Origin of the sequence: Pseudoxanthomonas sp. SGNA-20 (assembly GCF_003931635.1) — a bacterium.
In the GTDB taxonomy this organism is placed as follows: domain Bacteria; phylum Pseudomonadota; class Gammaproteobacteria; order Xanthomonadales; family Xanthomonadaceae; genus Pseudoxanthomonas.
Window position 1 is genome coordinate 361,079 of the sequence record NZ_RRYK01000003.1, and the last position, 11,459, is coordinate 372,537.

The window sequence follows — 11,459 nt, forward strand, 5'->3', positions numbered from 1 at the left end:
CGCCGGCGTAGACTTGCGCGGGTGAACAACCCCGACGACGTCCTCATCCTCGGTGGCGGAGCCATCGGCCTGGCCACCGCGCTGTCGCTGCTGGAGGCCGGTCGCGGGGTGCGGGTCCTGGAGGCGGGCCGCGTCGGCGGCGCCACTTCGCACGGCAACTGCGGCACCGTCACCCCCAGCCATGCGCCGCCGCTGGCCGCGCCCGGCGTGCCCTGGCGCGCGCTGCGCTGGATGCTCAGCCCCGATGCCCCGCTGTACCTCAAGCCGCGCCTGGACCCGGAGCTGTGGCGCTGGCTGCTGCACTTCGCCCGCCGCTGCAACCAGCGCGACTGGATGCAAAGCGCGCGTGGCCGCGCCGCGATCCTGCGCGACTCGCGCGCGCGCCTGGCGCAGTGGATCGAGCGCTACGGCCTGGATTGCCAGTTCACCGCCTCCGGCCTGGACTACGTGTTCCGCGACCGGCGCAACTTCGAGGCCTACGTGGCCGAATGCGGGCCGCTGGCGGATATGGGCATCGCCACCGAAGTGGTCGACGGGCCGGACTACCTGCGCCAGGAGCCATCGCTGCGCGAAGGCGTGGTCGGCGCGATCCGGTTCCCCGACGACGCCCACCTGCGCCCGGACCGCTACACCGCCGGCCTGGCGCGCGCGATCCGCGAGCGCGGCGGGCTGATCGAGGAGCAGGCGCCGGTGCGCGCGCTGCTGCCCGATGCCAGCGGCGCCAGCGTCGAGCTGGAGGACGGCAGCCGCCGCCGCGGCCGCGAGGTGGTGGTGGCGATGGCGGCCTGGACCCCGCGGCTGCTGCGCCCGCTGGGCGTGCGCCTGCCGATCCAGCCCGGCAAGGGCTACTCGATCACCTACGGCCCGCAGGCCGGCGCGCCACGGCGCCCGCTGGTGCTCAAGGACCGCCAGGTGTTCGTCACCCCCTGGGCGGACGGCTTCCGCCTGGGCAGCACGATGGAGTTCTCCGGCCAGGACACCAGCCTCAATCCGGTGCGCCTGGGCGCGCTGGAACGCGCCGCGCGCGAATACCTGCGCCAGCCGCCGCCGGCCGGGGCAGCGCTGGAGAAGTGGTACGGCTGGCGGCCGATGACGTACGACGACCTGCCGGCGCTGGGCCGCGCTCCCGGCCATCCTCACGTCTGGATCGCGGCCGGGCACGGCATGCTGGGCATCAGCATGAGCGCGGCCAGCGGCCAGCTGGTGGCCGACCTGGTCACCGGCCGCACGCCCGCGATCGATCCCGCGCCCTACCGGGTCGAACGCTTCCAGTAGAGGAGGAGCCATGAGCCAGACCGCCGTCCACCGCCCGCAGGCCGGGTTCGACCTGGTGGTGATCGGTGGAGGCTCCGGCGGGCTGGCCGGCGCGTTCGCCGCCGCCGCGCACGGGGCGCGGGTGGCGCTACTGGAGCCGGGCGAACTGGGCGGCACCTGCGTCAATGCCGGCTGCGTGCCGAAGAAGGCGATGTGGCTGGCGGCCGGGCTGGCCGAGCGCATGGCCCTGGCCGCCGACCTCGGCTTCGACCTGCCGCAGTCGCCGCCGGCGCTGGACTGGCCGGCCTTCATCGCCCACCGCCAGCGCTACATCGCCGGCATCCACGCCAGCTACCGCCGCCGCCTGGACGCGGCCGGCATCGCGTTGATGCCCTGCCGCGGCCGCCTGCGCGACGCACACACCGTGGACACCGACACCGGCGTGCGCCTGCGTGCCGGGCGCGTGCTGCTGGCCACCGGCGCGCATCCGCTGCGCCCGGACATCCCCGGCGCGGAACTGGCCGGGGTGTCGGACGATTTCTTCGAGCTGTCGCAGCCACCCGCGCACGTGGCCCTGGTCGGCGGCGGCTACATCGCGGTGGAACTGGCCGGGGTGCTGCAGGCACTGGGCAGCCGGGTCGAGGTGTTCGCGCGCGGCCCGCGCCTGCTGTCGGGCATGGACGCGGAAGTGGTGGCCACGCTGCAGGCCAACATGCAGGCGCGCGGCGTGCGCCTGCACCTGGAGGCGCCGGTCAGCGCGCTGCACGCGACCGGGGGCGGGGTGCGCGTGGTGCACAAGGGCCAGGAACAGGGCGTGGTGGCGGAGGTGTTCGACCGCGTGCTGTTCGCCACCGGGCGCCGGCCCAATACCGCCGGCCTCGGCCTGGAGGAAGCCGGGGTGGAGCTGGGCGGGCACGGCGAGGTGGTGGTCGACCAATGGCAGGACACCTCGCTGGAGGGCGTGCACGCCGTGGGCGACGTCACCGGCAGGCTGGCCCTGACCCCGGTGGCGATCGCCGCCGCGCGCCGGCTGATGGCGCGGCTGTTCGGCGGCCAGGCCGACGCGAAGCTGGACTATGCCGACGTGCCCACCGTGGTGTTCTCGCATCCGCCGCTGGCCACCGTGGGCCTGACCGAGGAACAGGCGCGCGAGCGCTACGGCGATGCGGTGCGGGTGCATGCCAGCAACTTCCGGCCGATGCTGACCGCGCTGGCCGACTCGCCGCAGCGCAGCCTGTTCAAGCTCGTGTGCGTGGGCGAAGAGGAGCGGGTGGTGGGCATCCACCTGCTGGGCGAGGCGGTGGACGAGATCCTGCAGGGCTTCGCGGTGGCGCTGAAGCTGGGCGTCACCCGCGCCCGGCTGCACCAGGTGGTGGCGATCCACCCGACCTCGGCCGAGGAGCTGGTGCTGCTCTGACGGTGCGCGCACGCGCCTACAATCGGCGCATGGACGACATCTTCCACCTGCACCAGGGCGACGCGCCGCTGCTGATCAGCCTGCCGCACGACGGCAGCGAACTTCCCGCCGACATCGCCGCGCGCCTGACCGACAGCGCCCGCCGCGTGCCGGATACCGACTGGCACGTCTCGCGCCTGTACGCTTTTGCCCGCGAGCTGGGCGCCTCGATCATCCGCCCGCGCTACTCGCGCTACGTGATCGACCTCAACCGCCCGCCGGACGACGCCTCGCTGTATCCCGGCCAGAACACCACCGGCCTGTGCCCCACGGTGCAGTTCAGCGGCGAACCGGTGTACCAGCCCGGCGCCGAGCCGGACCAGGCCGAGATCGCCCGCCGGCTGGAGGCGTACTGGCGCCCGTACCACGACAACCTCGACGCCGAGCTGCAGCGCATCCGCGGCCAGCATGGCCGGGTGGTGCTGTGGGAAGGGCATTCGATCCGCGGCCGCCTGCCGTACCTGTTCGAAGGCGCGCTGCCGGACCTCAACCTCGGCACCGCCGGAGGCCACAGCTGTTCCCCGGCCCTGCGCCAGCGCCTGGAAGAAGTGCTGGCCGCACATCCGCAGTACAGCCACGTGGTCGACGGCCGCTTCAAGGGCGGCTACATCACCCGCCACTACGCCGCTCCGGAGACCGGCGTGCAGGCGGTGCAGCTGGAACTGGCCCAGCGCACCTACATGGACGAGGACAGCTTCGCCTACGACCCTGTGCGCGCCGAGGCGCTGCAACAGGTGCTGCGCGCGCTGCTGCAGGCGGTGCTGGCATGAGCGGACGCGGCCCGGCCCTGGCCGCTGCGGCCGGCGAGGGCGCGGAGGAACCGGCGCCAGCCCGGCCTGCGGCCGCCACCGCGGGCGGGGACGACGCACGCAAGGCCCGCGCGCGGCAGCGCTGGGGCCTGCTGTATGCCGCGCTGGGCGCCGTCCTGTTCTCGGGCAAGGCGATCATCGTCAAGCTCGGCTACCGCCATGGCGCCGACGCGGTCACCCTGCTGGCGCTGCGCATGCTGGTGGCGTTCCCGTTCTTCCTGCTGATGGGCGCATGGGCGACCCGGAGCGCACGGACCACGCTGCACCGCGGCCACTACCTGAGGATCCTGGTGCTGGGGGCGCTGGGCTATTACCTGGCCAGCTTCCTGGACTTCGCCGGACTGGCCTACATCACCGCCACCCTGGAGCGGCTGATCCTGTACCTCACCCCGACCCTGGTCCTGCTGATCGGCTGGCTGGCGTTCGGCCGCCGCCCGGGGCGGCTGCAGTGGATCGCGCTGGCGGTTAGCTACGCCGGCGTGGGCCTGGCCTTCGGCCACGACCTGGTGGCCGGCGGCGAGGGCATCGTGCTGGGTGGCGTGCTGGTGTTCGGTAGCGCGCTGACCTATGCGCTGTACCTGGCCGGCAGCGGCGAACTGGTGGGCAAGGTCGGCGCGGTGCGGCTGACCGCGCTGTGCAGCTCGGTGGCCTGCCTGCTGTGCATCGGCCAGTTCCTGCTGCTGCGGCCATTGTCGGCGCTGGCCCTGCCGGCCGAGGTGTACTGGCTGTCGCTGGCCAACGGCACGCTGTGCACGGTGGCGCCGGTGCTGCTGGTGATGCTGGGGATCTCCCGGGTCGGCTCCGGCCATGCCTCGCAGATCGGCATGCTCGGCCCGGTCTCGACCATCGTGCTGAGCCTGCTGCTGCTGGACGAGCCGATGGGCGCCTGGCAGGTGGCCGGCACGGTGCTGGTGCTGGGAGGCGTGCTGTTGGTCTCCCGCGCTCCGGTGGCACGCCGCACGGCCTGATCTTCCCCACGCCGGCCTGCAAAGGCTTTGCGTAGCCCGGGCAAGCGAAGCGCATCCCGGTTCACCCCTTCCTTGTCCGGGCCACGCAAGCATGCGGGTCCTCAATCCTCCTCCGGCTTCGGCTTCCACCCCTCCACCAGCTTCTGCTGCACGTTGGGCGGCACCGGCTCGTAGTGGCTGAAGTCCAGCGCATAGCGGCCCTTGCCGGCGGTGAGCGACTTCAGCTCGGCGGCAAACCCCTCCAGCTCGGCCTGCGGCACCTGGGCGCGGACGATGCTCTCCGCGCCCAGGCCGTCGCCGCTGTCGGTGCCGACGATGCGCGCGCGGCGGGTGGCCAGCGCGCCGGTGACGTCGCCCACCTGCGCCTCGGGCACCGACACCTCCAGCGCCACCACCGGCTCCAGGACCAGCGGCCTGGCCTTGGCCACCGCATCGAGGAAGGCCTTGCGCCCGGCGGTGACGAAGGCGATCTCCTTGCTGTCCACCGGATGGTGGCGGCCGTCGTACACCACCACGCGCACGTCCTGCACCGGATGGCCGCTGATCGCGCCGCCCTGCAACGCCATGCGCACGCCTTTCTCCACCGCCGGGATGAATTGCCCCGGGATCACGCCGCCCTTGACCTCGTCCACGAACTGGAAGCCGGCGCCGCGCTCCAGCGGCTCCACCCGCAGGAAGACCTCCGCGAACTGCCCGGCGCCGCCGGTCTGCTTCTTGTGCCGGCAATGCCCTTCGGCCGCGATCGAGATGGTCTCGCGATAGGCGATGCGCGGGGGGCGCGTGACCACCTCCAGGCCGAAGCGCTCCTTCAGCCGCTCCAGCATCACCCGCAGGTGCAGCTCCGACAGGCCGCGGATCACCGTCTCGTTGACCTCGACGTTGTGCTCGACCACGAAGGCCGGGTCTTCCTCGGCCAGCTTGCGCAGCGCCTGCGACAGCTTCTGCTCCTGGCCGCGGCTGGTGGCCTGCACCGCCAGCCCGAACATCGGCTTGGGGAAGGACACCGGCGCCAGGTGCACGCCGTCCTCGTCGTGGCTGTCGTGCAGCACCGCGTCGAAATGCACTTCCTCGATCTTGCCCACCGCGGCGATGTCGCCGGCGATGGCCTGCTCGATCTCCACGTGCTCGCGCCCGCGCAGCGCGAACAGGTGGCCCACGCGGAACGGCTTGCGCCCGTCGTCCACGAACAGCTGGGTGTCGCGCCTGACCGTGCCCTGGTAGACGCGGAACACGCCCAGCTTGCCCACGAAAGGGTCGTTGACCACCTTGAAGACGTCGGCGATCACGTGGCCGTCGGCGTCCGGGTGCACCGGCACCGGGCGCTGGCCGCCGCCATCGCCGGCCACCAGCGGCGGCGGGTTGGCCTCGGTGGGATCGGGGAACAGCCGCGCCACCAGCTGCAGCAGCTCGCGCACGCCCACGCCGCTGCGCGCGGACACGAAGCACACCGGGATCAGGTGGCCCTCGCGCAGCGACTTCTCGAAGGCGTCATGCAGCTCCTGCGGCGTGAGCCCGGCCTCGCCGTTCTCCAGGTAGCGATCCATCGCCTCTGGGTCGACCTCCACCACCTGGTCGAGGATGCGCTGGTGCCACTCGGATACCGGCCCCAGGTCGGAGTCGCCGGCGCCGGCGTCGAAGCAGTCGACCACGCGCCGGCCCCAGTCCGCCGGCAGGTTCAGCGGCAGCACTTCCGGGCCGAAGGTCTCGCGCAGCTGCATCAGCACCCGGCCGCAGTCGGCGTGCTCGTGGTCGATCTTGTTGACCACGATCGCCCGGCACAGGCCGCGCTCGCGCGCGCGCTCCATCAGCCGCAGGGTGCCGTGCTCCACGCCGGTGTCCGCGTCGACCACCACCAGCGCGGTCTCCACCGCCGAGAGCGCCGACAGCGCCGGACCACGGAAGTCCGGATAGCCGGGCGTGTCGATGAAGTTGAGGTGGGCACGGCCGTCGCCGTTGGCCAGGTCGATGCTGGCGATGGCGATGTCCAGCGAGTGGCCGCGCTGCTTTTCCAGTGGATCGGAGTCGGACACGGTGTTGCCGCGTTCGACGCTGCCTGCCGTAGCGAGGACGCCGCCGGCATGCAGCAGGGCTTCGAAAAGGGTTGTTTTGCCGGCGCCGGGGTGGCCTGCGAGGGCCACGTTGCGGATGTCGTGGGTGGTGTAGGGCATGTGCCGTCCTCCTGGGGGGGATTGGAGGCCGTCATGGCAGTCTGGCACGCGCCGATCCATGGAGGACGGCCCGGGCTCGTGCCGCGGGCGGTCATGGCGGAAGCCACACCATCGCGCCTTGCGCGCGCGCGGGCACGTTGCGTCGCACAAGCACGCACGCCGGCCCGCGCACGGCCCGCTAACGGATCGGCCGCTACGCTGCGCGTTCCCTCCACGGATCGAAAGGAACAACGCCATGGGCATCTCGCGCCACGCCACCGCGCACTGGGAAGGCGACCTCAAGAGCGGCAAGGGCACCCTGGACACGCCGCAGAGCGGCCTGCTGGCCGGCACCCGCTACGGCTTCAACAGCCGCTTCGGCGAGGAGAAGGGCACCAATCCCGAGGAACTGATCGCCGCCGCGCACGCCGGCTGCTTCACCATGGCCCTGTCGGCCAAGCTGGGCGAAGCCGGGTTCACGCCGGCCGCGCTGGACACCCGCGCCGAGGTCGACCTGTCGCTTGAAGGCGGTCCGGCGCTGTCGCAGATCCGGCTCAAGCTGAAAGCGAAGGTTCCCGGCATCGACGAAAAGCAGTTCCGCGCCATCGCCGACGACGCCAAGCAGAACTGCCCGGTCTCCAAGGCCCTGTCCGCGGTGCCGATCAGCCTGGAAGCCGAGCTGGTCGACTGAATCCGCCCCGGCGGCGCGACGGGGCCTTGCCGTCGCAACGACCGTAGCGTGGCGCTTGCGTAGGCCGGATGAGGCCACAGGCCGCATCCGGGGCCCCGCCACGCACGTACTCCCCCTCGGACAAGGGCCGGGGGCGCGGTTCCGGCGCACGGCGGCGGTCGCGACGGAAGCAAGCTCACCGGATTGCCGCGTTTGCCCCCGCCACCCACCCCCGGCATAGTCCCCGGCATCCCCATCCGCAGGACGACGCCATGCACCGACGCGTGACCCGCGCCCTCCCGCTGCTGCTTGCCGCCTTCGCCAGTGCCATGGCGCTGGCCTCCCCGCAGTCTCCCGCACCGCAACCCGTGCCGCCGTTCTATGCCGGCACCACCGCCGAAGCGGTGCTAACCGCGCGCCGCATCCACACCCTCGACGCCGCCCATCCGCAGGCCACCGCCATCGCCTGGGACAAGGACGGACGCATCCTCGCCACCGGCGAGGCTGCCGAGCTGCGCCACCGCTATCCGCAGGCGCGGCATATCGATGCCGGCGACGCCACCGTCATCCCCGGCCTGATCGACGCCCACGCCCATCTGATGGAGCTGGGCTACGCCCTGCTGCGCGCCGACCTGTCCGGCGCGCGCAGCGTGGGGGAAGTGGTGCAGCGCCTGCAGGCCCATGCCGCCACTGCGCCGGAAGACGCCTGGATCGTCGGCTGGGGCTGGGACCAGAACCTGTGGCCCGGCGCGCGTTTCCCCACCGCCGCCGACCTCGACGCCGCCTTCCCGGATCGCCCGGTGTGGCTGTCGCGCATCGACGGCCATGCCGCCTGGGCCAACACCGCCGCCATGCGCGCGGCCGAGGCGCTCGAAGGCGCGCGCCGCTTCGACGGCGACTGGCAGCCCGAGGGCGGCCGCATCGAGCGCGGGCACGGCCGTGCCACCGGCGTGTTCGTGGACGGGGCCATGCGCCTGGTCGAGCGCGCCATGCCGCCGCCGGACGAGGCCTGGCGCGCCCGCGCCCTGGAGCAGGCCCTGGCCCTGGCCGTGGCCAACGGCCTGACCGGCGTGCATGACATGGGCGTGTCGCGCGCCGACCTGGCGCTGATGCGCCGCTTCGCCGACGAGGGCCGCCTGCCGCTGCGCATCAGCGCCTATGCCGACGGCGACCGCGAGGCGCTGGCCGACCTGTGCGAACACGGCGCCTACCAGCACCCTGGCGGCCGCCTGCAGATGAAGGGCGTGAAGCTGTTCGTCGACGGCGCCCTCGGCAGCCGCGGCGCCGCCCTGCTGCAGGACTACAGCGATGCCCCCGGCAACCGCGGCCTGCTGGTCACCGACCCGGCCGCCTACGGCGCGGCGGTGATCCGCGCCCGCGACTGCGGCCTGCAGGTGGCCACCCACGCCATCGGCGACCGCGGCAACCGCATCGTGCTGGACACCTACCAGCAGGCCCTTGCCGGGCTGGGCGCCCGCGCCGACCACCGCTGGCGGGTCGAACACGCCCAGGTGGTGGCGCCGGAGGACTTCCCGCGCTTTGCCGCGCTGCGCCTGGTGGCCTCGATGCAGCCCACCCACGCCACCTCGGACATGGGCTGGGCCGGCGCCCGCCTGGGCGAGAAACGCCTGGCCGGCGCCTATGCCTGGCGCCGCTTCCTGGACCTGGGCGTGCCGCTGGCCCTGGGCTCGGACTTCCCGGTGGAACAGGTCGACCCGCGCCTGGGCCTGCTGGCGGCGGTCACCCGCCAGGACCGCGACGGCCAGCCGCCCGGCGGCTGGCTGCCCGGCCAGCGCCTGGGCGCGCTGGAGGCCCTGCGCGGCTTCACCGTGGATGCCGCCCGCGCCGGCCACGACGAGTCCAGGGTCGGCCGCCTGGCCCCGGGCCTGCGCGCCGACTTCGTGGTCCTGGACCGCGATCCGCTGGCCATTCCCGGCGCCGAGCTGGATGCGCTGCAGGTCCGGGCCACCTGGGTCGACGGCCAGCCGGTCTTCACCGCCGAGTGAGGCCCGGCGGGGCGGGCAGGGCGCCGTTCACCTTCCCGGTGGCCCCGCCGGTGCAAAACCCGGATAATCCGCAAAAGCCGGTCGGGCACGCTTCCCAAGTGGATGCCTCCGACCGGCTTTTTCCGTGTCTGGACCGCCGCATGTCCGCAACGCCCCGATGGCGTTCCGTCCCCGCAGGGGAACGGCCAGGCGGTGCCCCGGCACGGTTCCATCCCGCGGCCCCGATGGCCGCCAGATAAAGGAGTTGCGGCCATGGGCCAGTCAGTCGTCGTCCTCGGTGCCCAGTGGGGCGATGAGGGCAAGGGCAAGATCGTCGACCTGCTTACCGAGGAGATCGGCGCCGTCGTGCGCTTCCAGGGCGGCCACAACGCCGGCCATACCCTGGTCATCAACGGCAAGAAGACCGTCCTGCACCTGATCCCGTCCGGCATCCTGCGCGACGACGCGCTGTGCCTGATCGGCAACGGCGTGGTGATCTCCCCGGCCGCGCTGCGCAAGGAGATCGAGGAGCTGGAAGCCTCCGGCGTGGAGGTGCGCAGCCGCCTGAAGATCAGCCCGGCCGCGCCGCTGATCATGCCGTACCACATCGCCCTGGACCAGGCGCGCGAGAAGGCCGCCGGCGGCAAGGCCATCGGCACCACCGGCCGCGGCATCGGCCCGGCGTACGAGGACAAGGTCGCCCGCCGCGGCATCCGCATCGCCGACCTGCACTATCCCGACCAGCTGGCCGAGAAGCTCAAGAGCGCGCTGGACTACCACAACTTCGTCCTCACCCAGTACCTGGGCGTGGAGCCGGTGGACTTCGAGGCCACCTACAAGGAAGCGCTGGAGTTCGGCGAGTACGTCGAATCGATGAAGTCCGACGTGGCCGGCATCTGCCACGACCTGCGCAAGCAGGGCAAGCGCGTGCTGTTCGAGGGCGCCCAGGGCGCGCTGCTGGACATCGACCACGGCACCTACCCGTACGTCACCAGCTCTAACACCACCATCGGCGGTGCCCTGGCCGGCACCGGCGTGGGCGCGCAGGACATCGACTACGTGCTGGGCATCGCCAAGGCCTACGCCACCCGCGTCGGCGGCGGCCCGTTCCCGACCGAGCTGGACGACGAGATCGGCCAGGGCATCCGCGACCGCGGCGCCGAGTACGGCGCCTCCACCGGCCGCCCGCGCCGCTGCGGCTGGATGGACATCGTCGCCCTCAAGCGCGCGGTGGCCATCAACGGCATCACCGGCCTGTGCATCACCAAGCTCGACGTGCTCGACGGCATGGAGAAGCTGAAGGTGTGCATCGCCTACGAGTACCGCGGCAAGCGCACCGAGTACGCCCCGCTGGACGCCCAGGGCTGGGAGGAGATCACCCCGGTCTACCTGGAGTTCCCGGGCTGGAGCGAGAACACCCACGGCATCACCAACTGGGACGACCTGCCGCCCGCCGCCCGCGCCTACCTGCGCGCGCTGGAGGAACTGGCCGGCTGCCCGATCAGCATCGTCTCCACCGGCCCGGACCGCGAACACACCATGATCCTGCAGGATCCGTTCGCCTGAGCCCTCGTCCCGCGCGTAGCCCGGATAAGGCGAAGCCGCATCCGGGACCTCCGCGGCGTCGTCCCGGCGGCCGTTAGACGAATGTCTGATCACGCCGGGACCAGGTGACGTGAGGAAGCCCCGCGCAAGCGGGGCTTTTTGTATACCCCTCTCGCCGGGGGGGGGCGGACGGGCGGCATCGCGCACTAGGGAGGCGCCAAAACTTTTCGCCCGGAGGGGGCTCTGTAACCCGAGTAAGACTGGGCCGCATCTAGGCGTCATGCGGCCCAATGGTTGCTAATTAGTCGACGCAATAGGCCCTAGTGTCGTTTCCAGAAATCGCTCGAAGGCAGCATTATCCATGTAGCTCTTGAACCGATGTGCACGCTGACCTTCAAACTCAATGAGTGTGGCCTCGAGAGCAGTGCCCCGCTCGTGGTTCTGCAGCCCAAAGTGCTCCCACACGTTCGCTGCATTCTTCTTGCTACGTCCTAGGCAGGAATTGCCGCCAAGTCCCCGAAGAAAACAACTGGTCGTGAGTATCCAGTCGCTTGAGTTTGCGGAAAGGACAAGGGCAAGATTGCTTGTGCGGATGCCGCCGGGCGCCTGGCCATTACGTAAGCTT

General features: G+C 72.0%; 9 protein-coding genes. 7 read left to right on the top strand and 2 right to left on the bottom strand.

The features are described from left to right. Positions 1 to 21: 21 nt before the first annotated feature. The 4 genes from EIM48_RS08685 to EIM48_RS08700 are packed head-to-tail and all read left to right on the top strand — an operon-like array spanning position 22 to position 4,487. On the top strand, positions 22 to 1,275 hold the full coding sequence (locus tag EIM48_RS08685; RefSeq protein WP_019397778.1) for an FAD-dependent oxidoreductase: 1,254 nt from the start codon (positions 22 to 24) through the stop codon (positions 1,273 to 1,275). Between the two features lie 10 nt (positions 1,276 to 1,285). Continuing rightward, complete coding sequence (gorA, locus tag EIM48_RS08690) at positions 1,286 to 2,671, top strand: glutathione-disulfide reductase (protein WP_019397779.1); 1,386 nt, start codon at positions 1,286 to 1,288, stop codon at positions 2,669 to 2,671. 29 nt (positions 2,672 to 2,700) lie between these two features. Then, on the top strand, positions 2,701 to 3,480 hold the full coding sequence (hutG, locus tag EIM48_RS08695; RefSeq protein ID WP_028915575.1) for an N-formylglutamate deformylase: 780 nt from the start codon (positions 2,701 to 2,703) through the stop codon (positions 3,478 to 3,480). Then, a complete protein-coding gene (locus EIM48_RS08700) occupies positions 3,477 to 4,487 on the top strand; it encodes a DMT family transporter (RefSeq protein WP_125111468.1) in 1,011 nt (336 codons plus the stop codon). The genes hutG and EIM48_RS08700 overlap by 4 nt, the downstream gene beginning before the upstream one ends. 101 nt (positions 4,488 to 4,588) lie before the next feature. Here EIM48_RS08700 and fusA read toward each other — a convergent pair whose 3' ends face one another. After that, positions 4,589 to 6,655, bottom strand: a complete 2,067-nt coding sequence (fusA, locus tag EIM48_RS08705; RefSeq protein WP_125111469.1) for an elongation factor G — start codon at positions 6,653 to 6,655, stop codon at positions 4,589 to 4,591. 235 nt (positions 6,656 to 6,890) lie between these two features. Here fusA and EIM48_RS08710 point away from each other — a divergent pair, with 235 nt between their 5' ends. The 3 genes from EIM48_RS08710 (at position 6,891) to EIM48_RS08720 (ending at position 10,855) form a co-directional block, all read left to right on the top strand. After that, positions 6,891 to 7,325: an OsmC family protein gene (locus tag EIM48_RS08710; RefSeq protein ID WP_125108745.1), complete on the top strand. Its 435-nt coding sequence runs from the start codon at positions 6,891 to 6,893 to the stop codon at positions 7,323 to 7,325. A gap of 251 nt (positions 7,326 to 7,576) precedes the next feature. Next, positions 7,577 to 9,310 carry an amidohydrolase gene (locus EIM48_RS08715; RefSeq protein ID WP_125111470.1) on the top strand — a complete coding sequence of 578 codons (1,734 nt, stop codon included), beginning with the start codon at positions 7,577 to 7,579 and terminating at the stop codon, positions 9,308 to 9,310. A 252-nt stretch (positions 9,311 to 9,562) separates the two neighbouring features. Continuing rightward, positions 9,563 to 10,855: an adenylosuccinate synthase gene (locus EIM48_RS08720; protein WP_125077256.1), complete on the top strand. Its 1,293-nt coding sequence runs from the start codon at positions 9,563 to 9,565 to the stop codon at positions 10,853 to 10,855. Between the two features lie 276 nt (positions 10,856 to 11,131). Here EIM48_RS08720 and EIM48_RS15565 read toward each other — a convergent pair. Further along, the coding region (locus EIM48_RS15565) for a hypothetical protein (protein ID WP_233581658.1) at positions 11,132 to 11,459 on the bottom strand (328 nt) is incomplete at its 5' end.

What these genes read in the sequence shown, in the direction of transcription:
- EIM48_RS08715 (WP_125111470.1), top strand. Translation starts at nt 7,577, where the DNA reads ATGCACCGACGCGTGACCCGCGCCCTCCCGCTGCTGCTTGCCGCCTTC.
- gorA (WP_019397779.1), top strand. Translation starts at nt 1,286, where the DNA reads ATGAGCCAGACCGCCGTCCACCGCCCGCAGGCCGGGTTCGACCTGGTG.
- EIM48_RS08710 (WP_125108745.1), top strand. Translation starts at nt 6,891, where the DNA reads ATGGGCATCTCGCGCCACGCCACCGCGCACTGGGAAGGCGACCTCAAG.
- EIM48_RS08720 (WP_125077256.1), top strand. Translation starts at nt 9,563, where the DNA reads ATGGGCCAGTCAGTCGTCGTCCTCGGTGCCCAGTGGGGCGATGAGGGC.
- hutG (WP_028915575.1), top strand. Translation starts at nt 2,701, where the DNA reads ATGGACGACATCTTCCACCTGCACCAGGGCGACGCGCCGCTGCTGATC.
- EIM48_RS08700 (WP_125111468.1), top strand. Translation starts at nt 3,477, where the DNA reads ATGAGCGGACGCGGCCCGGCCCTGGCCGCTGCGGCCGGCGAGGGCGCG.
- fusA (WP_125111469.1), bottom strand. Translation starts at nt 6,655, where the DNA reads ATGCCCTACACCACCCACGACATCCGCAACGTGGCCCTCGCAGGCCAC.